The 25,549-nt window shown below is 50.1% G+C and carries 23 protein-coding genes, 1 tRNA gene, 1 CRISPR repeat array and 1 riboswitch; of the genes, 1 reads left to right on the top strand and 23 read right to left on the bottom strand.

The annotated features are described in order from the left end of the window. Positions 1–109: 109 nt before the first annotated feature. The 9 genes from HMPREF0721_RS10630 to asd all read right to left on the bottom strand — a co-directional run bounded on the left by HMPREF0721_RS10630 (position 110) and on the right by asd (position 10,252). Positions 110–976, bottom strand: coding sequence for a shikimate dehydrogenase (locus tag HMPREF0721_RS10630; RefSeq protein WP_006599793.1), 867 nt, complete (start codon positions 974–976; stop codon positions 110–112). Further along, a complete protein-coding gene (epsC, locus tag HMPREF0721_RS10625) occupies positions 976–1,932 on the bottom strand; it encodes a serine O-acetyltransferase EpsC (RefSeq protein ID WP_006599792.1) in 957 nt (318 codons plus the stop codon). The genes HMPREF0721_RS10630 and epsC overlap by 1 nt, the downstream gene beginning before the upstream one ends. Before the next feature lie 178 nt (positions 1,933–2,110). Further along, positions 2,111–4,792 (bottom strand): L,D-transpeptidase family protein, encoded by a 2,682-nt coding sequence (locus HMPREF0721_RS10620; RefSeq protein WP_006599790.1) that lies wholly within the window; start codon positions 4,790–4,792, stop codon positions 2,111–2,113. 84 nt (positions 4,793–4,876) lie between these two features. Continuing rightward, on the bottom strand, positions 4,877–5,359 hold the full coding sequence (locus tag HMPREF0721_RS10615) for an ACT domain-containing protein (protein ID WP_242821872.1): 483 nt from the start codon (positions 5,357–5,359) through the stop codon (positions 4,877–4,879). Positions 5,360–5,369: 10 nt separating this feature from the next. Then, entirely contained in the window at positions 5,370–6,572 is a 1,203-nt protein-coding gene (locus tag HMPREF0721_RS10610) for an aspartate kinase (RefSeq protein WP_040640075.1), read from the bottom strand. Between the two features lie 93 nt (positions 6,573–6,665). Beyond that, positions 6,666–7,397 carry a 2,3,4,5-tetrahydropyridine-2,6-dicarboxylate N-acetyltransferase gene (dapD, locus tag HMPREF0721_RS10605; protein WP_006599787.1) on the bottom strand — a complete coding sequence of 244 codons (732 nt, stop codon included), beginning with the start codon at positions 7,395–7,397 and terminating at the stop codon, positions 6,666–6,668. Between the two features lie 49 nt (positions 7,398–7,446). Then, complete coding sequence (gene dapB / locus HMPREF0721_RS10600) at positions 7,447–8,214, bottom strand: 4-hydroxy-tetrahydrodipicolinate reductase (RefSeq protein ID WP_006599786.1); 768 nt, start codon at positions 8,212–8,214, stop codon at positions 7,447–7,449. After that, positions 8,214–9,104, bottom strand: a complete 891-nt coding sequence (gene dapA / locus HMPREF0721_RS10595) for a 4-hydroxy-tetrahydrodipicolinate synthase (protein ID WP_006599785.1) — start codon at positions 9,102–9,104, stop codon at positions 8,214–8,216. Before dapA ends, dapB begins: the two co-directional genes overlap by 1 nt. Before the next feature lie 59 nt (positions 9,105–9,163). After that, positions 9,164–10,252: an aspartate-semialdehyde dehydrogenase gene (gene asd, locus HMPREF0721_RS10590; RefSeq protein ID WP_006599784.1), complete on the bottom strand. Its 1,089-nt coding sequence runs from the start codon at positions 10,250–10,252 to the stop codon at positions 9,164–9,166. A gap of 96 nt (positions 10,253–10,348) precedes the next feature. Further along, positions 10,349–10,520: riboswitch (Lysine riboswitch) on the bottom strand. Positions 10,521–11,259: 739 nt separating this feature from the next. Here asd and HMPREF0721_RS10585 point away from each other — a divergent pair. After that, the gene (locus HMPREF0721_RS10585) at positions 11,260–11,487 is read left to right on the top strand and encodes a hypothetical protein (protein WP_040640074.1); all 228 of its coding nucleotides are present in this window, start codon (positions 11,260–11,262) and stop codon (positions 11,485–11,487) included. Positions 11,488–11,597: 110 nt separating this feature from the next. Here the strand turns inward: HMPREF0721_RS10585 and HMPREF0721_RS12160 are convergent, their stop codons facing one another. From HMPREF0721_RS12160 to HMPREF0721_RS10515, 14 genes are all read right to left on the bottom strand, one after another. Then, the gene (locus HMPREF0721_RS12160; RefSeq protein WP_050786998.1) at positions 11,598–11,846 is read right to left on the bottom strand and encodes a hypothetical protein; all 249 of its coding nucleotides are present in this window, start codon (positions 11,844–11,846) and stop codon (positions 11,598–11,600) included. 343 nt (positions 11,847–12,189) lie between these two features. Continuing rightward, positions 12,190–12,621, bottom strand: a complete 432-nt coding sequence (locus HMPREF0721_RS10575) for a C-GCAxxG-C-C family protein (RefSeq protein ID WP_006599778.1) — start codon at positions 12,619–12,621, stop codon at positions 12,190–12,192. Beyond that, positions 12,618–13,388, bottom strand: coding sequence for a NifB/NifX family molybdenum-iron cluster-binding protein (locus tag HMPREF0721_RS10570; RefSeq protein WP_006599777.1), 771 nt, complete (start codon positions 13,386–13,388; stop codon positions 12,618–12,620). Before HMPREF0721_RS10570 ends, HMPREF0721_RS10575 begins: the two co-directional genes overlap by 4 nt. Before the next feature lie 179 nt (positions 13,389–13,567). After that, positions 13,568–15,040, bottom strand: coding sequence for a flippase (locus HMPREF0721_RS10565; RefSeq protein ID WP_040640512.1), 1,473 nt, complete (start codon positions 15,038–15,040; stop codon positions 13,568–13,570). A gap of 199 nt (positions 15,041–15,239) precedes the next feature. Next, complete coding sequence (locus tag HMPREF0721_RS11955; RefSeq protein ID WP_156788745.1) at positions 15,240–15,464, bottom strand: hypothetical protein; 225 nt, start codon at positions 15,462–15,464, stop codon at positions 15,240–15,242. Position 15,465: 1 nt separating this feature from the next. Further along, positions 15,466–15,702, bottom strand: a complete 237-nt coding sequence (locus tag HMPREF0721_RS10560) for a helix-turn-helix domain-containing protein (protein ID WP_006599773.1) — start codon at positions 15,700–15,702, stop codon at positions 15,466–15,468. Between the two features lie 4 nt (positions 15,703–15,706). Then, positions 15,707–16,309, bottom strand: coding sequence for a hypothetical protein (locus HMPREF0721_RS10555; RefSeq protein WP_040640073.1), 603 nt, complete (start codon positions 16,307–16,309; stop codon positions 15,707–15,709). 361 nt (positions 16,310–16,670) lie between these two features. Continuing rightward, positions 16,671–16,744 (bottom strand) — tRNA-Gly (locus tag HMPREF0721_RS10550). Positions 16,745–16,870: 126 nt separating this feature from the next. Then, positions 16,871–17,639: direct repeats of the CRISPR family, unit length 36 nt; unit sequence GCTAAAGAAGTATCGTAAATAACAAGGTTCTCAAAC. Between the two features lie 59 nt (positions 17,640–17,698). Beyond that, on the bottom strand, positions 17,699–18,376 hold the full coding sequence (gene csn2 / locus HMPREF0721_RS10545; RefSeq protein WP_006599769.1) for a type II-A CRISPR-associated protein Csn2: 678 nt from the start codon (positions 18,374–18,376) through the stop codon (positions 17,699–17,701). Continuing rightward, complete coding sequence (gene cas2, locus HMPREF0721_RS10540; protein WP_006599768.1) at positions 18,373–18,678, bottom strand: CRISPR-associated endonuclease Cas2; 306 nt, start codon at positions 18,676–18,678, stop codon at positions 18,373–18,375. The genes csn2 and cas2 overlap by 4 nt, the downstream gene beginning before the upstream one ends. Further along, the gene (gene cas1, locus HMPREF0721_RS10535) at positions 18,656–19,555 is read right to left on the bottom strand and encodes a type II CRISPR-associated endonuclease Cas1 (RefSeq protein ID WP_006599767.1); all 900 of its coding nucleotides are present in this window, start codon (positions 19,553–19,555) and stop codon (positions 18,656–18,658) included. Before cas1 ends, cas2 begins: the two co-directional genes overlap by 23 nt. Beyond that, positions 19,552–21,864 carry a type II CRISPR RNA-guided endonuclease Cas9 gene (gene cas9 / locus HMPREF0721_RS12635; RefSeq protein WP_006599766.1) on the bottom strand — a complete coding sequence of 771 codons (2,313 nt, stop codon included), beginning with the start codon at positions 21,862–21,864 and terminating at the stop codon, positions 19,552–19,554. Before cas9 (HMPREF0721_RS12635) ends, cas1 begins: the two co-directional genes overlap by 4 nt. Beyond that, on the bottom strand, positions 21,839–23,599 hold the full coding sequence (cas9, locus tag HMPREF0721_RS12630) for a type II CRISPR RNA-guided endonuclease Cas9 (protein WP_006599765.1): 1,761 nt from the start codon (positions 23,597–23,599) through the stop codon (positions 21,839–21,841). The genes cas9 (HMPREF0721_RS12635) and cas9 (HMPREF0721_RS12630) overlap by 26 nt, the downstream gene beginning before the upstream one ends. A 743-nt stretch (positions 23,600–24,342) precedes the next feature. Then, positions 24,343–25,440, bottom strand: a complete 1,098-nt coding sequence (locus HMPREF0721_RS10515; RefSeq protein ID WP_006599762.1) for an FAD-binding protein — start codon at positions 25,438–25,440, stop codon at positions 24,343–24,345. Between the last annotated feature and the right edge of the window lie 109 nt (positions 25,441–25,549).

Genomic DNA, 25,549 nt, shown 5'->3' with positions numbered 1-25,549 from the left:
TGGCGCCTGTCATTAAAAAATCCCCGTGACTTCTGCCACAGGGATTCCACGCGTAACATTGTATCCATAATACTTAAAAGTCCGAAAGATGTCAAGCCGGCCGGCGGCCTTAAGCGCCGAAGACCTGCGCCCGCACCGCGGCCACCGGCATCGGGCGGCCCGTCCACAGGGCGAAGGCCTGGGCGCCCTGCCACAAAAGCATCGCCAAACCGTCCAGCGTCGGGCATCCGGCCGCCGCCGCCATGGCGAGCAGCCGCGTCTGCACCGGGTTATAGACAAAATCCGCCACGACCGGCCGGCGGGCCAGCCAGCGGGCGTCCGGCAGCACGCAGGTCTCGGAGTGGGGCGCCATGCCCAGCTTCGTCCCGTTGATCACCAGGTCTGCCTCGGTCACCGCCGTGCGGAGCGCCTCGGCGTCATCCAGGGCATAGGCCCGCGCCGCACAGCCGGTTTCGGCCGCAATCGTCTCAGCCAGCATCCGGGCCTTGGCCACCGTCCGGTTGAAAATCGCAAGCTGCGCCGCCCCGTCAAGGGCGAGCTGGACCGCCGCGGCCCGGGCCGCGCCCCCGGCGCCGAAAAGCGCCACCTGCTTGCCCGCCGGATTGAAACCGCGGTCGGTCAGCGCCGCGGTGAAGCCGGAGCCGTCGGTGATATGTCCGGTCATCCGGCCGTCCTGCACCACCACGGTGTTCACCGCGCCGACGATGCGCGCCGCCGGCGACAGCTCATCGCAAAGCGCCGCCATCGCGGTTTTGTGGGGCATCGTCACGTTCCAGCCCGCGGCCCCCAGGACCACAAGCCCCGCCGCCGCCGCCGCAAGCTTCTCCGGCGCCACCTCAAAAGCGAGATAGGCCGCGTTCACGCCCGTCGCGGCAAAGGCCGCGTTGTGGATCGCCGGCGATTTGGAGTGGGCCACCGGGCTGCCCAGCAGCCCGATCAGCCGGGTCGCGCCGTCAATGGCCGGGCGCGCCGTCATCAATGATCCTCCGCCCAGTTGAAATCGTCGTGGTAGGCCTCGATCGTGCCGTTATCCATCTGCAGTTCCGGGTCCTTGATGGAGACCTTGCTGCACGGCGGAATGGGCTGGGTGATAAAGCAGTTGCCGCCGATCACCGAGTCGTGGCCGATCACCGTCCGGCCGCCGAGCACCGACGCCCCGGAATAGATGGTCACCCGGTCCCCGATGGTCGGGTGGCGCTTGGCTCCCCGCAGGGACTGCCCGCCCCGGGTGGACAGCGCGCCGAGGGTCACCCCCTGATAGAGCTTGACCTCGTCGCCGATTTCCGTGGTCTCCCCGATGACGATGCCGGTGCCGTGGTCCATAAAGAAGGATTTCCCGATGGTCGCTCCGGGGTTGATGTCGATGCCGGTGCGGCTGTGGGCGTATTCCGTCATCATCCGGGGAATTATCGGCACCTCGAGCCGCTCGAGCTCGTGAGCCAGGCGAAACACCATCATCGCGAAGACCCCGGGATAGGTCAACACGATTTGGTCGAGATCCTTGGCCGCCGGGTCGCCGTCGTAGGCAGCCTGCACATCCAGGGTGATCATCTCCCGCACCGCCGGAATCCGGTTCATGAATTCGCAGCTGACTTCCTCCGCCCGGTCTTCCAGCAGGGGCTTGTCCACCCGCAGCGCCGGATCCTTGGTGTCGTTGGCCCGAATCAGGGCCAGACGCACCTGCCGGTGCAGCCGCTCTTCCACCGTCATCATCAGATCGCCGATATAATACTGCAGGGTGCAGTCAAAAAGCTCCCGCCTGCCGAAATGCCTGGGATAAAAAAGCTCGCGCACTTCGTTAATCAGCAAAATGACTTCGCTGCGCCGGGGCAGCGCCGCCGAGGTGTAAGACATATAGGCGTCATCTTCCCGATAGATCGCCACCATCTCTTTGTTGAGCTGGGTGATCTGCCTGTTAAATTTTCTGCTCACCGCATTTTCTCCTTATTTTCGCCTTGCATTCAATGCCTTCAATCGGGCAGCCGGGCACCGGCTGCCGTTTGTCGTTTTGATTTTTATTGTACCTTTCTGAACCGGCGGCGTCAATGGCATTCGCCGCCATTAAAAAAACCCCGCATTGCGGGGTAAGCGCCGGAGCGCTGTCTGCGTTTTAATAATAGACGACCACCGGCGTGCCGGTTTCCACATTGGCGTAGACCGCGGGCACCTGGCCCGGCGGGGTGTTCACACAGCCGTGGGAGCCGCCGCCCCGATAAATGGTGCCGCCGTAGGCGCCGCGCCACCAGGAATCGTGAATGCCCTGGCCGCCGTTAAAGGGCAGCCAGTAGGACACCGGGGTTTCGTAATCCTCCCCCTTAAGCGTCGCGTGACGCGCCTTATAGGCGATGTAGTACACGCCGGGGGTCGTGCCGTGGCCGGCAGCCGTGTTGCCGGTGACCACCGCCGTGCTCACCACCTGCCGGCCGTCTTTATAAACCCACATGTGCTGCTGGGCAATCGACACCTCCACATAGGAACTGCCGATGTCCTCGTAGATGCTTTTGCGGGTCTTGCCTCTTTGTTTATAAGCCGGCTCACGGTTGACCGCCTTGCTGGACTTGATATCAAAGACGAGCTGCCTCAACTCGGCCTCCCGGTCGATGCGCCAGCCATAGCTGCCGCCGTTCACCGTGATGGTGTTGCCGCCGGTGGTTTTGAAGGTGTGCTTGCCGTAGGCCGTGTTGGTCCGCAGCGCCAGCTGATACAGATAATCCGCCGCCTTGGCCTCGTCCACCGTCACGTGCATGTCGCCGTCCACGGTAAGCCAGGAGCCGAACACCTTGCTGTCCACCACCTCGCTGTCCGTGCCGAAAAGATAGGTAATCTTGGCCTTGGCGTATCGCCTCATCACCTTGGCGGCCCGCTTGACCGCCGGCGAATCCTTCTGATACTTCGGCTCGACATAGCAGCGGTCCTTTTTCAGGTCGATGGTTTCATCGCCGGTGGCCACGGCTTTAAGGATGGCGGTCTTCAGCCGGGCTTTATCCAGCCGGTTGCCCGTCACCGCGGCTTTAATGCGCACATCGCCGTCTTCTTCAACCACCGGCCGCGCGTTTTGCGCGTCGGTCACCTGATCGCCGGTAACCAGATTGAGCATCGAGACCACCCGGTCCATCTTGGTTTCGTCATAGCGGAGCGCGGAAACCGCATGCTGATCCTTCCTGAAGAACATCGCCGGCCAGGCAAAGCTGTTCTGCCCGGTCAAAAGCTTTTGCAGGGCCGCATCCCCCTTATAGGCAATGCCGAGCGCACCCGCCGTCACCTTTTCCACATGGTTGTCTTTGCCCCTGAGCACCAGGCGATAGGTCGCTGCCTTGTTCTGAACCGTTTCCTGCACGGCCGCCGGCGACCGGTTCCCCGCCGCCACGCCGTTGATCGTCGTCCCGGCGAAGAAATGCCTGTGATAAAAAGCTGCGCCGGCAAAATAAATCACCGCGAGCACGGCGATCGCCACGCCGGCGATCAATCCGCCTTTTTTCCGCTTTTTCACGGGCGGCGCAGGTGCAGGTGTCTCGGCCGCGCCGAGATCGATGGTCCGCCCTTCAGCCGCAGGTGTTTCGGTCGTTCCTGCGTCGTCGGCCGCAACCGCTTCGGCATTATCGGCCGCTGCCGGTTCGGCGGAAACGGCTTCCGCAGCGGACTCGGCCGTTTCCGGCTCGGTTAAATCCTGCGCCTGTTCCCGCAAGCGGTTATTCGCAATTGCTTCCGCATCGAATGCGGTGGTTTCGCCGGCTTCCAAAACCTCGGCCGCCGCCGGTTCTTCCGACGCGTCGGCTGGGGTCCCGGGCATCTCCGATGGCGCGACCGCTTCCGTGTCTGACGATTCGGTTATCGCGCTTTCGTCTGCGTCGGTGCTGCCCGCGCCCGAATCTTCTGCCGATGTTTCTTCATCATAAGCTGTTTCATTCGCCGCGTCGGTTCCGCCGGCCCTTTCGTCTAAATCCGCGGCCTTATCCGCACTTTCTTCAGGCGCGCCCGCGCCGTCGGAGTCCGTGTCTTCTTCCGTTGCCGTTTCGCCGCCCGTCGATGCGTCTACCACTTCAGCTTCAGCTGCCGTCTCTTCCGGCAGCGCTTCCTCTTCGGCCGGCACCGTTTCATCGACCGATTCCGCCGCCTCCGACGGCGTTTCGTCCGGCTCTTCGGTAACCGCCTCCGCGTCTGACGATTCGGTTATCGCGCTTTCGTCAGCGTCGGTGTCGCCCGCGTCCGAATCTTCTGCCAATGTTTCTTCGTCATAAGCTGTTTCATTCGCCGCGTCGGTGCCGCCGGCCCTTTCGTCTAAATCCGCGGCCTTATCCGCGCTTTCTTCAGGCGCGCCCGCGCCGTCGGAGTCCGTGTCTTCTTCTGTTGCCGTTTCGACGGTGGCTTCGCCGCCCGTCGATGCGTCTACCGCTTCAGCTTCAGTTGCCGTCTCTTCCGGCAGCGCTTCCTCTTCGGCTGGCACCGTTTCATCGGCCGATTCCGCCGCCTCCGACGCCGTTTCGTCCGGCGCTTCGGTGACCGCCTCCGCGATCTGCGTTTCTTCATCCGCCGCATCGGGGACATCCGCCGCTGCGTCCTCACGATCGGCGGCGTTTGCCTCATCGGCGGCACTTTCGGCATCATCTGCTGATGCGTCGGCCGCTTCGACACCCGCGTCAGGCATTTCCGTCGCGTCCCCCTCTTCCAAAAACCGAGCGGTGTCGCCGCCGGCCTCCGGAGGAGATGCTTCGCTAACGGGCGTGGGTTCTGCCTGCGCTTCGACCGGCGCCTCGGCGGCCGCCGGGTTTTTTTTCATTTCATCTTGAGCCATCTTTCTGCTCCTACTTCAAAATTGGAAAAATTATACCATACCCCATCCCGCTTTGCACGACGTCAGCGGCCAAATTCTGTAACATTATTGTAACTGAAAGGCGGCCTGAATCGCCGTCGCCGCCTTTTTGGCGTCCTCGTTGCGGACGATGCAGGAGATGCAGATTTCCGACGTGGTAACCATCATCACCTGGATGTCATTGTCGGCGAAGACCTGCAGATAGCGCGCCGCCACCCCGGACTGGGTGCGCATGCCGATGCCGTGCAGGTTGAGCCGGGTGATGTTCTTGTTGACCGTGATGCCGATCATCTTGAAATCGCTGCCGAGATCATTGGCGATCTCGCGCACGCTGGCCATATCCCGCTCGGGCACGAGCAGCGACACGTCAAAGGTCTCGCCCACCGGTGCCGTCCGGGAAATCACATCCACGTTGACGCCGGCCGCGGCCAGATCGTCCAGCAGACGACTCATGATATTTTTGTTGAAGGGCACCGCCTTCAGGGAAATCATCAGGCTTTCGCAGTCGATGGACAGGCTGTCCACCGGATGTTTTTCAATATTAACCACATCGCCCTCCTTATAATTCAAAACCGTCGGCCACCGCCATGACCGCCCGCTCTCTGGCCTCCGCCGGAATCATGCAGGAAATGCGGATGTCCGAGGTGGTGACCATCAAAATCGGGAAGTGCTGAGCCGACAGCAGCCTGAAGAATTTGCTGGCGACGCCGGGATGCGCCTTCATGCCGCTGCCGACCACCGACATCTTCACCGCGTCCTCGCGCAGGTCGACGGCCGTCTGGGGATAAGCCGCCTGGAATTCGGCCAGCGCCTTTTCCAGCGCGTCGATATCGTCGTGGGAGGCCGAAAAGGAAATGTGCATCCGATCGGCGATGGGCGAGGTCTGGCTGATCATGTCAACGTTGATGCCCGCCGCGGCCAGCGCCGAAAAAAGCCGGGCCGAGATGTTCACGTCGTAGGGCACATTTTTGATCGAGACCATCATCTCGTCGTTATAGACCGCCATCCCGGTGATGGGTTTTTGGGTCGCGGCGGCACTGGCCGTGATCAGCGTGCCGGGCACATCGTGGATGCTCGACGCCACGGTAATGTCCGCGTTGTATTTGCGGCCGAGCTCGATGGAACGGGTGTGCATCACGCCGGCGCCGAGGCTGGCCATCTCGAGCATCTCGTCGTAGCTCACCACGTCGAGCTTTTTCGCCGGGGGATAAAGCCTTGGATCGACGCCGTAAATGCCGTCCACGTCGGTGTAGATTTCGCAGGGGCAGTGCAGCACGCAGGAGAGCGCCACCGCCGACGTGTCGGAGCCGCCCCGGCCCAGGGTGGTGATGTCGTCGTTCTCGTTCACCCCCTGAAAGCCCGCGACGATCACGACGCTGTCGTCGGCCAGCGCCTGGGTGATCTTGGTGGTGTCGATGTCCATGATGCGGGCGCGCCCGTGGACGCCTTTGGTTTTGATGCCCACCTGGGGCCCGGTGAAGGAGATCGCCTTCTGCCCCATTTCGGCCAGTGCCATGGAAAGCATGGAGATGGAAACCTGTTCGCCGGTGGCGAGCAGCATGTCCATTTCGCGCTTCGGCGGCCTGTCGTTGATGGCGTAGGCCATGGCCACCAGCTGATCGGTGCTCTTGCCCATCGCCGAAACCACCACCACCATGCGGTTGCCCTGTTCCTTCTTGGCAATGATGCGTCTGGCCACATTCTTGATGCGGTCGATCGTCCCCATGGACGTGCCGCCGTATTTTTGAACAATCGTATTCATCGGATTTTCCCTTTGCGTTTGTCTTGATTTCTTCCTTAACACCACAAAAAGCGGCGCCGAAGCACCGCCTTTAAAAGGCCGGCGACCGGGCGCTTAGCCGCGCAGATCGCCGAGCAATTCGGTTTTCGATTCGGTTTTTTCGTCCTTTTCCTTGACGATCTTCGCCGGACTGCCGGCCACCACCGCGCCGGCCGGCACATTTTCGGTGACCACGGCCCCGGCGGCGACCACGGCATTGGCGCCCACGCGCACGCCTTCGAGCACGACGGCATTGGCGCCGATGACCACCCCGTCCTCAATCATGACGGGATCGCTGGAGGGCGGCTCCAGCACGCCGGCGAGTACCGTGCCCGCGCCGATATGGCAGTTCTTGCCGACGGTGGCGCGCGCGCCGAGCACCGCGTTCATGTCGATCATCGACCCTTCGCCCACGACGGCGCCGATGTTGATCACCGCTCCCATCATGATGACCGCATTCTTGTGGATCTGCACCCCTTCGCGGATATAGGCCCCCGGTTCGATTCGGGCGTCCACCGTCGTCATGTCGAGCAAGGGCACCGCGGAATTGCGGGCCGCGTTTTCCACCTGGCAGAAGGTCAGCCTGGACGCGGTCGCCTCGATGAGTTCGGCCACGGCGTCGCTTTCGCCCAGCACCACGCAGGCCGAGGGAATCCCAAAATAATTGAATCCGTCGAGGTCCCGCTCCCGCAGATAGCCGCGCAGGTACGCCTTGACCGGCGTGCTCTTCTGCACTTCCTTGATGTATTTCGCGATCTGATAGGGATCTTTTAAATCGTATTTTGCTTTAATTTCTTCGTTGGTCAATGTTGCTGCTCTCCAAAATGGTTTTTCTGTCTTGCCGGTGATCCGCAGGTCACGCGCCGATCACATCGCTCATATCGTAAAGGCCGTTGGATTTCGTGATGAGAAAACGGGCTGCCGTCAGAGCGCCGTTGCCGAAAATTTTTCGGGAAAGTGCCGTGTGCTTAATTTCGATCAGCTCGTCATCCCCGGCGTAAAGCACGGTGTGTTCGCCGGCGATGGTACCGCCGCGAACGGCGTGAATGCCGAGCTCGTCCGGGGTGCGCTTGCAGTCGCGGCCGCTCCGGCCATAGGTGTAGCGCCTCGGAGCGCCGCCGTCCGCTTCAATGCCGGCATTCACGGCGTCCGCCAGCAAAATGGCCGTGCCGCTGGGCGCATCCACTTTGCGGTTGTGATGCTTCTCGACGATTTCGATGTCGAAGCCCGGCGTGAGAAGCCCCGAGATTCTTTGAAGCACGTCCGCGATAACGTTGATCCCGAGGGACATGTTCGCCGTTTTGAAAATCGGGAACAGCTTGGCCTTTTCGGCGATGCGCGCCTCGTTTTCGTCCGTGAGGCCAGTGGTCGCAATGACCAGCGGCAGCCGGCGTTTTTCGGCAAAGGCAATCACCTTTGGAAAAGCGGAAAAGTGCGAAAAGTCAATGATCACATCGGCGTCTTCCGTGCAGGCGTCGAAATCTGCGTAAATCGGAAAGGCGCCGGCATCGCCAGACTTCTGGTCGAGCCCCGCCACCACGGTCACGTCGTCGGCCGCAGCCGCACAATCGGCCACCACCCGGCCCATATGGCCGGCGGCGCCGGAAATAATCACCTTCATCATCAGATCAGCCCTCCGTACGCCTTGAGCGCTTCCACCAGGCGGGCCTTGTTGGCTTCGCCCATGGGCACCAGCGGCAGCCGCATCACACCGGTGTCGAGCCCCATCAGCGCCATGGCCGTCTTCACCGGAATCGGATTGTTTTCATAAAACATCGCCCGGTTGAGGATATTGGTCTCACGCATGTGGGCCCGGGCGTTCGCCATGTCGTCGGCCAGGCAGGCCGCGGCCAGTTCATGCATGGCCTTCGGCGCGATATTGGCCGTCACGGAAATCACACCCTTGCCGCCCAGCGCTATGATGGGCAGCGTCTGGTCGTCGTTGCCGGAATACACGTCGAAATCGTCGGCTTCCGTCAGCTCGATCACTTCGGCAATCTGGCTGATGTCGCCGCTGGCTTCCTTGATGGCCTGCACCGTCGGCAGCTTGGCCAGACGGGCCGTGGTCGCCGGCAGGATATTGGAGCCCGTGCGGCTGGGCACGTTATAGATGATCAGCGGCAGCTCGCAGCTGTCCGCGATGGCCTTGATGTGCCGGTAGATCCCTTCTTGGGTGGTTTTGTTGTAATACGGGTTGATCACCAGCGCCGCGTCGGCGCCGACGGTCTTCGCGTATCGGGTCAGCCCGACGGAATAAGCCGTGTCGTTGGAGCCGGTGCCCGCGATAAAGGGCACCCGGCGGGCGATGCATTCCCCGGCCACCCGGAGCACTTCGCGGTGCTCGTCGTCGCTTAGCGTCGAGCTTTCGCCGGTGGTGCCGCAGATCAGCAGCGCGTCGGTGCCTTCGGCAATATGCCGTTCAATATTGGCCTTCATCGCGTCGTAATCCACTTGCCCGCTTGCATCAAACGGGGTGATCATGGCGACGCAGGAACCTGTGAAAATAGTAGCCATTGCTTCCTCCTTAATTCGTGATGGGGCATCGGCCGTGCGGTCGATGCCCGACGCGTTCGTTACGCTTCTTTGGGTTCGATATAGCCTTTCGCGCAAAGATATTCCGCCGCTTCAACCCCGCCGCCGGCCGCGCCGCGCAGCGTGTTGTGGGAAAGGCCGACGAATTTCCAGTCGTAAACGCGGTCTTCCCGCAGCCGCCCGATAGAAATGCCCATGCCGTTCTCGAAGCCGACATCCTTCGCGACCTGCGGTCGGTCGTCATCCTCCAGATACTGGATGAACTGCGCCGGCGCCGAAGGCAACTTAAGCGTCTGGGGCTCGCCGCTGTAGTTTCTGAGCGCGCCGACCAACTCGTCTTTCGTCGGATGCTTGCGGAACTTCACAAAGACAGCGGCCGTGTGGCCGTCGAGCACCGGCACGCGGATGCACTGGGAGGTGATCACCATGCCGTCGGCCTTTTCGATATGGTCACCGGCAACCCGGCCGAAAACCTTGAGCGGTTCCTGCTCGGATTTTTCTTCTTCCCCGCCGATGTAGGGAATGATATTGCCCGCCATTTCCGGCCAGGTTTCAAAGTTTTTGCCCGCGCCGGAAATCGCCTGATAGGTGGAGACGATCACCTCGGTGGGTTCGAATTCAAGCCAGGCGGCCAGCGCCGGCGTGTAGGACTGGATGGAGCAGTTGGGCTTGACAGCGACAAAGCCGCGTTTCGTGCCCAGCCGTTTTTTCTGCGCGCCGATAACAGCGTAGTGATCGGCGTTGATTTCCGGGATGACCATCGGCACGTCCGGCGTCCAGCGGTGGGCCGAGTTGTTGGAAACCACCGGGATTTCCCGCTTGGCATAGGCCTCTTCAACGGCGCGGATTTCGTCCTTTTTCATATCGACGGCAGAGAAGACAAAATCCACCTGCGCCGCGATGGTGTCGATGTCCTGCACGTCCGCCACCGGCATGGCCGCCACGGCTTCCGGCATCGGCCCTTCAAGTTTCCAGCGGCCGGCCACCGCCTCGCCGTAGGATTTCCCCGCGGACCTGGCCGACGCGGCCAGCGCGGCAATCTCAAACCACGGGTGCCCGACCAAAAGCGTCACAAAACGCTGGCCCACCATGCCCGTGGCGCCCAAAATTCCGACTTTATATTTTTTCATGGCGATCCTCCTTACCTGTGATCCCAATTTAAATCCCTTCGTAAAAAAAGACCAGTAAAGATACCGGCCGCACAAAATCAAATCCTATGTTTGTTTGTATTTGACAGCCCCCCGCCTGACGGCGACAGTCCCGGCGATGTTCTCGACGGACCCAGCAATCACCACAGCAGGCAGATGACACTTCGGCGTCTTTTCCTTTCCGCGGTGATCCCTTCGCCCTGCCGCGATCACCCCGCATACTCTTAAAAAACGCGCCTCTATCTTTCCATATTCGATTGATGGTTTTTATTCTATCAGAAAGCCCCCGCCTTGAAAAGCCCCGGAAGAAAAATTTAAATCAAAGTTTACAACTTTGGGCAAACGCTTATGTGCGGTCGTTTAAAACCGGCGCCATCGACTTCTGCGGACAGACTGCTTTTTCATGTTTGCTTTCATCAATTCTTAACGTGTTTTTATCTTTTGTGGGCATTTTTTTATCTTTTTGTTGACGTATCGCCGTTATTATTTTATTATTTTTTAAAGTTAGGTTGTTTATACAAAAAGCATCGATTTTTGTAAGAGGGCGGGATAGGGTCATTCGCGTTCAAATGCTTGAAAAATAAAGCATCACTCGATGAGTCGTCCCCTGCATCTTACATATTCAGGGGAAGGTGACTTCATTAAATACATAAAAAAATTGATCCAGTGAAAAATTCATATTTTTATGCTGGAACAATAACCACTCAACGATCTGGCGGCCGCATTTATCACCATTATTATTGCAACTTCTACAAAAACGCTCAGAAGAAGAAATATTACGGCCGCGCCCATTGGTCCCGTCGCTGGAGGCACTGATGAAAATGCCCATGTTATCACCCCGTTTTAAACAACTATTGGCCGCTCGAAAGAACTAGTTTATCTTTCTCGCCGGATTTTGTCTGCTCATTCCTGCGGTCGGCAATTTCTTATTGCATGCGCCGGTGCATTGGTCCGTCTGGATCCGGCACCTGATTGTTTTCGAGGGACTCATGCTTTTAGTTTGCGTGTTCACCGCCCTCGCCGAAAATAATCTGCATGAAAAAGGGCTTAGAATCGCGGGATTTTTACTGCTCAACGCGGTACTCACAATTTTAATGGGTTTGCGCGTTTTCGTCTGGCACTCGGCTGTTAACCTGCGGGAAATAATTGCGATTTTTCTTCTTTGGAACGCAGTCATGGCTGCAAGTATTTTTAAAAAAACATTCTCAAACGATTAAAATAACAAAAGCCTCGCAGCCTTTTTGCGGTGAACATATCAACAAAAAGTAGACCCTAAAAAAGCATCAAAAGCCTTGTTCGATTCTGTATTGAACAGGGCTTTTGTAATTCAGGGCAGATGCAGCCCGTTCTTCGTTGCGGCAGGCAGCATACTGGCCAGAAGCGCCGGGACATTATCGGCATGAGCAAGATCAAAATTCCGGTGTAGTTCTTCCTTGATCCGACCATTCAACGCTTCGATGGCGGGGGTGTCGGCTGACGGCGTGCCGCCTCGCGACATGGACCGCATGATGCCATAATCTTTATGCGCCGGGCAGCGGGTCTGGGATGAACAGACGGCTTCCTGGGCGGCGTGCAAAGCAATTGGGAGCTCTGCTCTTTTTTAGTGTCCGCAAGCTTACTGGGGACAGCAAGACAGCCATCGCATGGTTTGCTGTGACCGGGTCTGTCTGCAACACTATGAGCGGGGAGCTCATTGCTGAAGGCGTCGACCGGATAAAACGATGCGCCTGTAAATGCTGCTTAACCGCTTTGAGTTTCACGTCTGCCGGCCAGTGCCCGCGACCCATTTCTTTTTTCCGTTCAGATGGATCTCCCTTCTCAAAATATTTTAGCATGAAAAAAGTAGACACGCTTTTTTCGTGTCTACTTTCGTCCTGCAAGTTCAGCGTTCATTCGAAACGCGGCTTTTGAACCATTGGTTATCTGATTTTAATCGGAGGGGAGGCCTGCGGCGCATCCTCGGCATCGTTCAAAACAGCCGCCAGCGCCGTCACCCCCTGGCGCACGCAATCGTCGCAGCTGCACAAGGGCCGGCCGGTCGCGATTCCCTTTAAATCCCGACACACGCTGGCCCCGGTCCCGGTGCCGTCGACGAACCGTCTGAAAATTCCCTGCCGTGCCGAACCGAGGCCTAAAAGCCCGGCCGCCATCTCGGCGCCGCAAAGCGCCCCGCAGGTGCCTTCCCCGGTGCCCATGCCCGAGCCGAAGGGCAGGCCGATGTTATCCAGCACGGCTTCCGAAAGCGGAAGCCGATCGGCATAAGCCAAAAGCACCGCCTGGCAACAATTATGCCCGCTGTGCTTAAAGGTCACAGCCCGTTCTGCCCGGATCCTTGTGTCTTCGCTCATCATGCCTGCGTTTCCCGATGGGCTCCGGCGTGCCCGCAATGGTGCTGCCCGTCGTGGGGATGTCCCTCGCCGTGGCGATGATGGTGCCCGCAGTGATGGCCTTCCCCGTGATGATCGCAGTTGGCCTCGGTCTGATAGGCGGCGGTGCCGGCCAGCAGGGCCGCCACCGCCGCGTCGGCCTCCCCGGAGACGCCGGCATAAAGCGCGACGCCGGCGTCCGCCAGCGCCATGCGCGCCCCGCCGCCGATGCCGCCGCAAATCAGCGCGTCCACGTCGGCGTTCTTCAAAAAACCGCCCAGGGCGCCGTGCCCCTGGCCGTTCGTATCCACCACGGCGGTTTCCGCCACCGCCCCATCCTGAATGTCGTAAATCTTAAACTGGCTGGTGTGCCCGAAATGCTGAAAAATCTGTCCGTCGTCATAAGTGACTGCAATGCGTTGTTCCATGTTTTCTCCTTTGCTGATCGGCGCTGCGACCGACGTTAGAATATAATCGCCGCCGCCGATGATCAGCGGTCGGGCTTCCACAAGGGCAGTCGCGAGCTTCTTCCTGGCCGAACGGTAAATGGCCTGCACCGTCGTGCGCCCCGCCGCCATCACCGCCGCGCAGTCGGCTTGACTCAGCCCCTCGTAATCGATGCGGCGCAGGGTTTCGTATTCCTCCACGCTCAGGGTCACCGCGCTTTCGGCCGGACAGCCGCCCCGGCCGGGGCCGAAGCGCCTGCAGCCGGGGGTGCCGCCGATGCGTCTTTTTTTGCAGGGTCTCGCCATTTTGCCACCTCTTGGTTTTCTTGTCTTTGATTATAGCACATTTTCGACATATGTCAATAACTATTTTGAAGCCGCCGATCGCCTCCCGCCTACGCCGGCAGACTCCGCACAAAAAAATCAATTTTTTGAGCCGTTAAAGTTGTAAGGCAAGCTCTGTCGGTTTTCCCAGCCAGGACCAATCAGGGCAGAAAGCCCGTGATCTGGTCCTTGATATAGAGGGTCATCGGCTCTCTGTAATACAAAAGGATCATGACGTACCCAGCAAAAAACAGACTGACGGATAGGGCCAGAACGATAAGATTTCCCACGATGTTGCCAAAATGCGCGGTAAAGATCGGGCTAATCTTCAAGATCCAAAAAGAAAAAATACAGCCGGCCAGCAACGCCAAACCTATTTTTCCAAAATATATCTGCCGAACCATCAATTTAATTTCGCGGCGCAGCGAAACAAATTGTACGATTAAAACAACGATTTCTGCCAGCAGGGTTCCGAATGCCGCGCCGGCCGATGCATACTTGGGAATGAGAAGCCAATTGACCAGAAAATCCACGCCTGCGCCGGCTATCTCTGACCACATGACGGTCTTTTGCCGCCCCAGGGGCACCAATATTTGAATTCCCAGAATATTGGTGATGCCAATCAGCATCACCGTCGGCATAATGATTTGCATCGGCTTAATCGCACCGGCAAAAGCGCCGCTCGACACTAAATAAATGCTCGGTTTTGCAAAAAGAATAAAATAAAGACTGACGGGCGCGGCAAAAACCATAACGAAATTAATGGCCTTTTTACTAACCCGGCGAAAATCTTCTAGCATGTGATTTCCAACGTAATAAGATGCCCGGGGCAATAAAACGGCGCCCAAAGAAGTCACGACGCCCACCAAAATGGTCTTGACTTTTACCGCCGTATTATAATAGCCGACGTCGGTATTGGTCGTCAGCCATTTAAGCATTATCGTATCTAAATTGGTATAAATAATCGTCGCGCACGACATGGCAAAAAAGATGCCGATCGCTTTAAAATGCCTTTTGAATCGATACCCGCCGACGTACTGCATCGCTATGAATTTCCGCGCATTGATAAAATTCAAAATATTTGAAGCGGAAGCGGCAAAAATGGAAATGCCGCCATAAATAATATAATCTTTCGGCTGATGAATGAAAGCGAACATCATGATGAGGGCGAGAAATTTAAAGAGGATCGACCGCTTTGTGATGTAGGCATATTGCTCCAATCCTTGATACATCCAGTCGATTCCAAGCGCGTTAAATAAAATGGCTGAACCCATGACCAAATAAAGCGTTCGATCGTCCTGTAGCTGCGGCACCAAAATCAGCAACCCGAAAAATAAAAGATACACCAGCCCGCTCATCAGCAAATTGATCGTCAAAAGCTCCTGAACAACCCGCGTTAATTTCAATTTATCATCGCGAACCTGAGCGCAAGCCCGAATGCCGTAGGTCGGAATCCCCAGCTGCGCTATCAAATTAAAATACGTCACTAAGGACGTGGCGAAACTGACCCTGCCGATGGCCGCCGGTAACAATATCCGAGAAATATATGGGAACGTGATCATCGGGAAAATAAAAGACGAAATCGTCAAAAGGCTGTTCAGCAGAAAATTTCTTTTTATGGATCCTTTGCCCATGTTTGAATCCCACTTTTTGTTTTTTGTTTTTTTCATTTTATTTTGATTTTATTATCTCATCAAAAAATGGATATATAGAATCATCATATGTTACCACAATAATAATTTTGTCCCTTTTTTGAATTAAAACATTCCATGCCATAAATTTTTCCCTTATGATAAAGTATATAATAAATTTTAAAATAATTTATTTGTAGCTTTACAATGGATGCGAGACCTTGAGAACTGGATGATTCAACCATTCCATTTGCTTCTCCTGCTTGCCGTGGAAATATATCGCACAGGCCTGTAATTTTTTGCAGTGTGATGTTTTTATACTACAAAAAGGCGGATTATTACCGCGGCATGCTGCGCCCATACGAGGGCACCAAGAAGGTCCTCTAAAAATAACATTTTTCTTCTCTGGATTGCTGATCCATTGCATTTCATTTCCCTCCTGATCCTTTTTTTATTTCCTCGTCATCTTGGTATTCTAAAATATCCCCAGGTTGACAATTCAAACTTCTGCAAATAGCATCCAATGTCGAAAACCTAATTGCTTTTACCTTTCCCGTCTTGATTTTTGAGAGATTAACATTGGTAATGCCAACCTTCTCTGACAATTCCGATAGAGAAATCTTTCTATCCGCCATAATTCGGTCTAATCTCAAAACAATTCCCATTTATTTACAACGTTTCGTCTGATTCATTTTGCAAAAACTTCCCAAATTCTTGTGTTTTAAATAAAAACCCCAGTAACATTATCATTATGAAAATGAATATTAAATGATTATTCCCTACATCCACGTACACATATCCTTTAATATATCCACTTATAAAAAATGATAAATATTTAATTAGAAACGGCACTATCCAGTAACAAACTACAAGCACGGCAACATTAAAAAACATCTTTTCGCTCCCCAAATAAAATGGCGTCTCATTATTCAATACTCTATCAAAACATTTTGAAATCGAATGACAGATGCAGAAAAGAATTCCTATTCGGACAATCTGGGCCATATATGCAATTATAAAAACCGTCTTGGGATAAATATCGATTTTTTTAGTGAAAAGATAGCCTAACAAATTTTGTGAAAAGACAGGCGGCAAGAATATCATTGTTAATCTAAATTGTTTTCTTACCATAAAATTGTTTTGCGATTTTGTCATTATCCAAATTCCGACAAGCAATTTTATTATCAATGCAATCAAAAGTGCGTACGTCAATGCTTTGATGCAAATCCCTATTGTTTCATATCGGATAACATTTCCCCTGCGTTTTTTCATACGAGCCTCCCTTTTGTTAATGATAGCATATATTTTAACGATTATCATCATTATTTTATCGAAAAACGATAATTTTTTCGTATGTCACGCAGATGATGATAAAATAATAAGATAGCACTACACATAAAAAAGCCCTTTAAGGCTCCCTTTGTTAAAGATTATACTTCGGGATTTGAGACATGATCCTGATTTTTTATTGAACTCGGAAGTTAAAAACAAATTATTTGAAAAAAAGATTGTAAATAATGATAAAAATTATCTTTTTAAAATAATTTATATTTATTGCCAGCAAATGCACAATCTGTATAAATTAAAAACCCGCAAAGCCTTACAACAAATGCGGGTTTCAAATTTCAGAAAATGGAGCGGGTAAAGAGAATCGAACTCTCGCGACTGGCTTGGGAAGCCAGGGCTCTACCACTGAGCTATACCCGCTTGAACACGAACGATTATAGCAAAGAATCGAGCGGGCATCAAGCAAAATTTAAATTTTTTCGCAGGGCGGGTTTTGATCCGTTTTACAAGTACAATACAACATATCATCAAATAAATATTTCTTATGTCAAAAAAGTACCGTAAATAACAAGGTTCTCAAACCGGCAGGTGCCGGTTAAAACACTGGCCATCGCTAAAGAAGTATCGTAAATAACAAGGTTCTCAAACTGAAGCTTTCAAGCTCGCTTGTGGGTGTCAGGGCTAAAGAAGTATCGTAAATAACAAGGTTCTCAAACGCCCGGGGCACGCCGCAGCCGCGGATCCCTTGGCTAAAGAAGTATCGTAAATAACAAGGTTCTCAAACTCTTGTTTCACTTCTTCGTGGCGCATGTACGCTAAAGAAGTATCGTAAATAACAAGGTTCTCAAACTGTTGCCGGAAGATAAGGCCCGTTATGTGGGCTAAAGAAGTATCGTAAATAACAAGGTTCTCAAACCATGTCTTATTGATGATTTCAAAGACCTTTTGCTAAAGAAGTATCGTAAATAACAAGGTTCTCAAACGCCCAATGAGGATATCAGCGACGCTGAAAAGCTAAAGAAGTATCGTAAATAACAAGGTTCTCAAACCGGAGTCTATGTTTACCACGGTTCTCATTTGCTAAAGAAGTATCGTAAATAACAAGGTTCTCAAACGCGTGTATGAATTATACTTAGCCATGATTTTGCTAAAGAAGTATCGTAAATAACAAGGTTCTCAAACTGGTGTGATATTTTTGTATCATGGTGCGCCGCTAAAGAAGTATCGTAAATAACAAGGTTCTCAAACCATCGATCCGCTGTGCATCATGATCCAGGAAGCTAAAGAAGTATCGTAAATAACAAGGTTCTCAAACCTCAAAATCGATTCTCACCGAACCTTATGACTGCAGGTAACAGCTTATTCACGATCTCTTTATTTAATAATAACACACCGATCCTGATCTAAGATATAAATATCTTCATCTTCATCCGGAATTTTTTTAGGTTCCCGTGCTTCAATAAATAACAACTGAAGTTTTTGATATTTGCTCAGTTGAATCAATTCACGGATTTGCTTTTCTGAAAAATAGATATGTGCATGAAGCAAACATAAGATCGGCTTCCGAAGGACTAAAGAAAGGATTTTAAAATACTCTGCAAGTTTCTCTTCTAAAGATAACGATTGTTCCTCAATGCGGAGATGAAAAAATTTAAATAAATTTTCCCATTCAAAATCAAAATCAAATGTCAGATTATCATAAGCCGCACGGCTGGTGACCCGCTCCAATACAGAAATAATCGCAGTTGTAATTTCACCTTTGGCTTCAACTTCTTCTTGAGCTACCTCTTCTAATGCGGCATAGATCCCCTTCATCACTTTGCGCTGATTTAAATCCAAATGAAAAATATCTGTTTGCAAATCCAAATAATGTTTTATTGGCAAAAGGCTGCCATGATCCGATAGCACAAAACCGCCTTCATCTCCTTGGCTTTGTGCGATTAAATCCATCATCATATCTGCCAGGTATTCGGGTTTTTCCACAACAAGGCAGCATGATCTATTTTCCCGCATCTCTATTTTTAAATCATATTTTTCATTCACTAAAATCATAAAAATACCAATCGTTCATCTGTGTTAAGCACCTCGCTTGAGCTGGATCCTACAATATATTCCATTGCGGCATACTGCTTCTCTGTTACTTTCATGGCCTGCACTAATCCTGAGGTGGGTTTATGCTTGCGCACTCCCTCAATAATGGCATTTGCCGCCGGCGTATTCCGGGCCAATTTGCAATACACACTTTCCTGCATCATAAAAAAACCGTTTTTAATTAAAAATTTTCGAAATTGTGCATAATCTCGCCGATCAGCAGCCGTGGTCGTTGGTAAATCAAATAAAATGATCACGCGCATAAAACGATAACTCATCTTTGTAAAACCTAATCAGGGCAATATCCTTATCATTAATGGCATCGAACACCGATTTAACGTAAATTTTAATTGCATTTCCCAAAAATACATCGCGGCGATCTATTTGTACGGTATGATTTAATAAATCCAGCATTTTGTGTTTTTCATTCTTTTCAAATTGTTGAGGCTGCATATTATACACTTCGTGGTCCACCAATGGTCGGAAAGGCTCCATCAAATCAGAACCCAAATTATAGGGATTGAACATGTTGTCATGCCATAAGCCAATTTGTGTCATGTAGCCATTCGACACGATCTCCCTGCAAACAGCGGATAAAATAAGTGTATAACCATAATTCAATGCAGCATTAATCGAACACTCCAACGAACGGGTAAACTTTTTCCCAAATAATGCGTTGAAATATACTTTTGCGGCGTGCCCTTCCCGATTCGTTGCGTCCTTTAATGTCACCTGACCGACATAGCCTTTGAGTATTTTGGCTTCCGGTTTTTCAAGCGCATTCAGTAATGCTGCTTGTTTTCTGATCTTTTCCGTGACGATTTCTGTCCATACGGCTGACTTGATATAATCTGTCCATTTGATTTGTTTGCGAATTTTTTCACTGGTATCATGACAGCCATAAAATGCTTGCAAGGTCGATGACGGATTGCGCTTTTCGTCGCAAAAAATGACGTTAACTTTGTGCTTGGTCAACTCGCTCAAAAGATAAGCCGTCATGGAAACCGCTGTGCTCTCCACGACCAGGGTGCCGATTTCTGACAATAATATTTTTGTCGTTTTCTGACTTCTCACCACTAAATAACCCATTTGATAGTCCAATTTGGCATTACTAGTGATGACAATGGTTCGCCAACTCATATGCTTAATAAATCCACCTGTTTTTCAAAAATTCCGGTGACAGACCGATGAACAAGCACCACGGATTTTTGACTTGATATTTTTTTACCGATCGTACTCACTCCTGATTGATTCTTCCCGCCAATCGCTCTCAAATCAGCACCCGAATTGTCGAATGTTGTCAATTTCAGAATTTCCAGCAAAATATCGGATTGTTTCTGATTGTCTAAAGCTATAAAATCGTTCCGCCATTCTCGTAATTTTTCCCCTATGGGATTAGGTCTGTTCTTTAAGCATGTCTTTGTATGCTTCTCCACCAAAATATCATAGAACTCGATATTTTTTCCCCCGCTTATTCCCTCTACATCGTCAGGTGAATCTTTTGTTTTAATCAATAATCGAATATAATCTTGCCATTTTTGAGGGAGTATCAGTTGAAAGCCATTAGGCGTGATTAGTTTCTTCCCACTTCTTCCCGTCAAATACACAAAAGCTCCATTGACGCTTAAAAGTGAACCCATTTTTATTTTCATTACGCGAATGGAGGGGGCTTCTAATTTTAAAGATTCGCAACAATATTTCAACAAGTCTTTCGAAGTTTTAATCGTATCTCGCAAAAATAAGGGCATTGTTTCAATCGTTCTGACCCGATTCTTTTTTAAAGTATGCTCGACCAGGAAAAAATAACTGCCTGCATATTTATTATAGCCGCCATATCTTTGCGTATTTGACAACCGCTCCGAATTTTTGATGGGTAAATAGCCTTTTCCTTCTGCTTTTTGGGCTGCTTTTGCGCTACAAATATTCTGATTCGACAACTCGCCGTGTTCTTCATAGCTCATCCGGGTGACCAGCGGGGTCCCCTTGGCCATCACCTTCTTAACCGTCGCAATGCTTTGATTTTTATCGGTCTGCCAGGCGATGATATCATTACGTTTTACCGGGTGATCAAAAATCTGATCCATATGATAAGCATATGCCTTGCGGTCCTTTCGATAGCCTTTAATAAAATTAATCGGATTTTTCGTGAATTTTGTGTGGTATACATTCCCCACCACCACATTCAGATAAGCATCCTGCGCGTGGTGCAAATCGTTAATTTCCCGGCATTTTAATAGATTAAAATGATGCCTGAAATCACTGACGTTTCCCGCCTTCACATAAACAACTTCACTGTCCGGTAAGGCATTCTCAAAAATCTGGGCAACGGCTTTCGTTCCTTGACGTGTTTCAACTATTTGGCGGCTGATAAAACCCGCCAGTTCTTCGTCTGAAAAGCTGGTTCGCCGCGTCAGTCTATTGAACTTTTCCCGAGATATCAGCCCCTTTTCCGATAACCATTTCCAAAAATCGCGACGCGCTTGCTGAATGCTGTTTTCAATGGGAAAGGTATCACTTTTATGGCTGTTAGCTTGTTTTTTAACTAACACTAAGTTATTGATCAAGCTATCATCTTTTACAAAGTGTCGGGGATAAATATGATCGATATCATACAGATTCCGATTAAACAAGTCCTTAAAAACGATCGGTTCACCCGTATACATGCATTGGCCCATTTGAGTATAATACAAAAATATTTTTTTGGAGCGAAATCGGCTCTCTTCCTGTGTTTCAATTTCTTCCACCCAATTTCTGGATTCCGTTTGAACATTTTTATACAAATCAAGTAATTGCTGACGCCGGCTGGTTGTCCGAGTGCCCGCTTTCAACGTGACGTCCCGTGCCATTTCAATAAAAATTTTAGCAGGGCCGGCCCCCAATACTTGCCGTAATTCTTTGACTATTAAAATTGTCTGCCACACCATTCTTCTTACGGATGGTGAAAGATAGAGATCTGACAGATCTTCATAGGTAATATTCGTTAAAGTCTTTTCGCCTTTTAGTGCTCTTTTTTTAAGCGTGTCTCGATAGGTGAATTGGCTGCTAAGCAGTTCCATCAAATTAAAATTGTTTGTCCCATCGCCATTCCAAAGCGCCTCTATAATCGTTTGAGACTGATTTGTTTTTGAATTTTTTCCCTCGAGATTTAAAAAGGCTTCTGATAAACGTCCCCAATCCTTGAATCGCAAGCCTAAAATACGTTTGATTTGCTTTTGATCAAGCTCATTGCCATAAGCATCTTCTAATCGCTCTTTTAAAAACTTTTTCGAGTCACCGTACACCGTTGCCCAGAAAATAATTTTTTCTGACATCGATTTCTGCCAATCATTCAGCACTTCAACATCAAAAATCTCCTTAAACTTTTGGTGGCTGCTCAACGTATTTTTAAATCCATCGTCCACGCCGGAAAAATCGATTTCTTCATCAGAGGCAAAATATCCTTTGGCCACCAAATAATCCCTCACTTTTTTTGAGGGTCACTTTTTTGCCGCGTGTAAACAAATTTTGATAAAGTTCCTGTTTAATATCGACCGAAATGCGCTCACCATTTATCCTTAAATTATTGAGTTCATTAAGGACCATAAATTTTTCATAAAGCAAAGATGCCTTAGGCAGTACTTTTTCATTATCTAAATAAGTACAACGGGCAACCAATTCCGATATAAAACCTTCCGCTGAAGCTTTTTCATCAACTTTTTCAGCAAAATTCCAAGGAAAAACACGCCCCCCTTCTTTTCGAACGACCCAAGCATAATTATTTTCATCCGAATAGAGCGGTCCAACATAATAAGGAATTTGAAATTGAAACAGCTGCAATATTTTTTCACTATTCGTTAGTTCCGAGCCTTCTTTAAGAAAAGGCAAATAATTTTCTGCATTTTTTAAAATTGCTTTAAGCTCATGCACATGGATCTGATTCGGAATAACTCCATTATCTCGGGTTAACTGTTTCGGCAAAAAAGTTCCGCGTTCAATATTTTCTAAAATGATTTGTTTTGTTTCGCAGTCTGGTACCGGTTTTAAATCTTTCTTTATTCGCTTATAAAGTTCCTCGATGCCACATGATGCACCACGACGAACGACTTCCTTCTTTGACTGAACCGATCCCGCATAGGCACTGTAATTATCTTTTCCCATGACCCGAAACATCTGATCGTAAGCCGCAGATAAATGATTATCATGATAAAACCGTTTCAGTGTTTTTAAATCTTCCGAATGCTTTTGATAGGACGCAACCCGCGCATCCGACAGATAATCATAACTTTTGCCACTTGCATCTTTCATCATTCCAGACAATAGAGACCAATCATAAATCTGTTTTGTTAGCATTAACCATGAATAATCTTCGTCTGGAAGAATTTCTTCTAATTGGGACAAAACCATATCTAAATTACTGTCTTTAAATGACAATGCTGGTTTTGTGTTGTCCAAATCACTAAAATCAGTCTCTGACCAAATTTTACTGAGGTTCCCTTTGAGACCGCACCACAGCTTTAAAACTTCTGCAAAAGCATCTCTTCTCTTGATACCAAAGACTTCTAAGAGTGCTTCCAACCGCCTGGTATTGGAAATGCCAGCCTTGGAAAGAATATTTTCGATTTTTTCTGTCTTCGCTTCGGGATCCGATATCTGGACAGGCTTCGGCACAGATTTACACCACTGCTGATAGATGTCTCCAAAATCATCAACACCATTTTCCGACAAATTAGATGCTAAAAAGTGTCCTCGGTGTTTAAACATATTGAGAACGGCTAAATATACCAGTCGCACATCTTTGGGCGATGTATCATGAATCAAGGTACTTCTTAAATGGAAAATGGTTGGATAATCACGGTAATAATCCACATCTGTATATCCGGTATCCGCAAACAAAGCGTACGGTTGATTGATATTTTTATCTTCCGCATAAAAGAAGCTGTCATCCAAACGTTGAAAAAAACCGGGATCCACTTTATTAATTGCATCGGAAAAAATAGTTTTTAAATACCCGATTCTCACTTTCTCCCGCTGTCTTCGCAGTCTTGCAACACGATGACTCCTTCTTTCCGCTGCTGTCTTCGCTGTTTGAAAAAGGCGAACGCCCCAAAGATCTTTCCCTTTCGCGCGAATCAATTTATAATTTTTATCAGTTGCGGCCCAGCCGACAGAACCCGTTCCCATATCCAACCCCAGATAGTATGTCATTTTCAATTTTCCTTTCTATCTCTAATTGACATCTTTTTATTTTATATGCTAAAATTAATGCGTAAATAACAAGGTGAGTTCAAATAAGGATTATCCGACATCACAGTTGATCGCATTGTGCGAATAAAGATCTGCTAATGCAGATTTTTTTATGCACTTTATACGCTTTTATGAAAACCTTTATTATTATATCATTTTTATCAATCATTATATTGTTTCTTTTATATTATGAAAAATATTTTTTCTTAACCGTCAAAACATAAAATAGCGCAGTTTTCCGTTTACCGTTTAAGCTTTGCTGAACCCCGCAGCCATCGCATGGTTTTCTTTATCCCGAATATACAGACGATTGCCAGAACTAAAAAACGACCTCTGGCCTTCTGCTGCAATCGTGTTTGCAAAGGCCGTCCTAAAATCAGGAAAATTCAAAACGCGCTTTCAACGAAAACGTCAGTCAATGGGTTAAAGTATTTTCCAAAAGGGAAAGATCTCACAAACATTCCAGATGAATACATCCAAAAGGCATTCGATCAACTGAACCGTCGACATCGCAAATGCCCTGGTCATAAAATTCCATGCGAAGTGTACGATTCAAAGCCCTGGCATTGGCTTGGCCATTCGCCAAATAAAAAAAGTCCCTTGCAATCAACTGGCAAAGGACAAAAACCGATTTCGCAGCATCGCCTTTATTCCGGTCATTGTGCACGCCGGCACGCTTTAAATAGGCGGACTCAAAGACAACCCTATTTTATCGATTGGATGCCGCTTTTCATGATTATTTTCCTAATCCAAGGGGTGAATATCACTTTATGTTTAATCACTTTGGTCAACAGTTTTAACTTTAAAGAAAGGGCCTTTTTCTTATAGATTGACGTTATTTCACGGGAGCCTTTGCCTCGGTTAAAAGCGTCTGCAAGCATGCTTCCGCTCTTTATGGCGAAACTAATTCCTTCCAATGAACTGGCACTGATAAAACCTGCCGCCTCGCCAATTAACCATGCGCCGTCTTTTCCGGTGACAAAGTCTTTCATGCGCCTCGGTCTGCACGCCAAACAGGCTTCCGTCATTATTGGTTCACCAAAATCGTAGTTCAAATACGCTGAAAGTCTTTTTTTCTGCGTTTCAAATGCCGGTCTGCAGCCCTTGGGTTTAAAGCAGCCGCCATATATAAAATAGCCGTTCTTGTGTATGGTCCATGAGCAGCTTTCGCTTGTCTTTTCGTCAAATATACAAGAATAATATGTTTTAGGAGGCATATCGATTTTAAACCACTGCTGAATGGCCATATATCGTAATATAGGAATCTTATAAAATGATTTTCGTACCACTGAAGCCGCCCCATCTGCGCCTACCACATATTTGGAAGTAAGGGTAGCCGCTTTTCCGCCTTCCGTTATTACATCAAATTTAAATCTTCCGTCGTCGGATTCCCTGCGCTGATGGCTTTCCTTCATTTTAGTTATTTTCATCACTCTTCCGTTAATCCGTTCAACTTCTTCGGGAACCAATGACAGAAGATAGGCATCAAACTGATGTCTATCCATATTAAGATAATATCTTTGATAAAAGCGCTCAATATTCTTCTCAAGATCGATCGTTCTTACTGAAAAAATCTGTGGATCTGCCAAAACTTCCTTGGGAAGCACAAGGTCGTATCCCGCCATAAGTTTTTGGGCATCAGGGGCCAACAGTCCGCCGCAAGGTTTGTTTGGAGAAACGCTTTGTCCATCTATGATCGCAGCCTTTAATCCCCTATTGCCAATTTCTCTTGCAAATGTAGAACCTGCAGGTCCCGCTCCAACGATTACGATATCGTAGCTCATACCTTCATGATTTTTCATAATTTATTCTTTCGATTATTAAAATTTAAGCCTTCTATCTCAAGCCGAAATTTACCTTTAATGCCGCCAGATTAAGTTTCTTTGCAGGTCATCTCGATGGGACTGCTTT

Source organism: Pseudoramibacter alactolyticus ATCC 23263 (genome assembly GCF_000185505.1).
GTDB classification, from domain to species: Bacteria; Bacillota; Clostridia; order Eubacteriales; family Eubacteriaceae; genus Pseudoramibacter; species Pseudoramibacter alactolyticus.
This window is presented reverse-complemented; position numbering and strand designations above follow the sequence as displayed.

Bases quoted from the DNA above. Each gene is read 5' to 3' on its own strand.
- HMPREF0721_RS10630 (WP_006599793.1), bottom strand. From the start codon at position 976: ATGACGGCGCGCCCGGCCATTGACGGCGCGACCCGGCTGATCGGGCTG.
- HMPREF0721_RS10620 (WP_006599790.1), bottom strand. From the start codon at position 4,792: ATGGCTCAAGATGAAATGAAAAAAAACCCGGCGGCCGCCGAGGCGCCG.
- HMPREF0721_RS10610 (WP_040640075.1), bottom strand. From the start codon at position 6,572: ATGAATACGATTGTTCAAAAATACGGCGGCACGTCCATGGGGACGATC.
- dapB (WP_006599786.1), bottom strand. From the start codon at position 8,214: ATGATGAAGGTGATTATTTCCGGCGCCGCCGGCCATATGGGCCGGGTG.
- dapA (WP_006599785.1), bottom strand. From the start codon at position 9,104: ATGGCTACTATTTTCACAGGTTCCTGCGTCGCCATGATCACCCCGTTT.
- asd (WP_006599784.1), bottom strand. From the start codon at position 10,252: ATGAAAAAATATAAAGTCGGAATTTTGGGCGCCACGGGCATGGTGGGC.
- HMPREF0721_RS10585 (WP_040640074.1), top strand. From the start codon at position 11,260: ATGCTTTTAGTTTGCGTGTTCACCGCCCTCGCCGAAAATAATCTGCAT.
- HMPREF0721_RS10575 (WP_006599778.1), bottom strand. From the start codon at position 12,621: ATGATGAGCGAAGACACAAGGATCCGGGCAGAACGGGCTGTGACCTTT.
- HMPREF0721_RS10570 (WP_006599777.1), bottom strand. From the start codon at position 13,388: ATGGCGAGACCCTGCAAAAAAAGACGCATCGGCGGCACCCCCGGCTGC.
- HMPREF0721_RS10565 (WP_040640512.1), bottom strand. From the start codon at position 15,040: ATGGGCAAAGGATCCATAAAAAGAAATTTTCTGCTGAACAGCCTTTTG.
- HMPREF0721_RS11955 (WP_156788745.1), bottom strand. From the start codon at position 15,464: ATGCAATGGATCAGCAATCCAGAGAAGAAAAATGTTATTTTTAGAGGA.
- HMPREF0721_RS10560 (WP_006599773.1), bottom strand. From the start codon at position 15,702: ATGGGAATTGTTTTGAGATTAGACCGAATTATGGCGGATAGAAAGATT.
- HMPREF0721_RS10555 (WP_040640073.1), bottom strand. From the start codon at position 16,309: ATGAAAAAACGCAGGGGAAATGTTATCCGATATGAAACAATAGGGATT.
- csn2 (WP_006599769.1), bottom strand. From the start codon at position 18,376: ATGATTTTAGTGAATGAAAAATATGATTTAAAAATAGAGATGCGGGAA.
- cas2 (WP_006599768.1), bottom strand. From the start codon at position 18,678: ATGCGCGTGATCATTTTATTTGATTTACCAACGACCACGGCTGCTGAT.
- cas1 (WP_006599767.1), bottom strand. From the start codon at position 19,555: ATGAGTTGGCGAACCATTGTCATCACTAGTAATGCCAAATTGGACTAT.
- cas9 (WP_006599765.1), bottom strand. From the start codon at position 23,599: ATGACATACTATCTGGGGTTGGATATGGGAACGGGTTCTGTCGGCTGG.
- HMPREF0721_RS10515 (WP_006599762.1), bottom strand. From the start codon at position 25,440: ATGAAAAATCATGAAGGTATGAGCTACGATATCGTAATCGTTGGAGCG.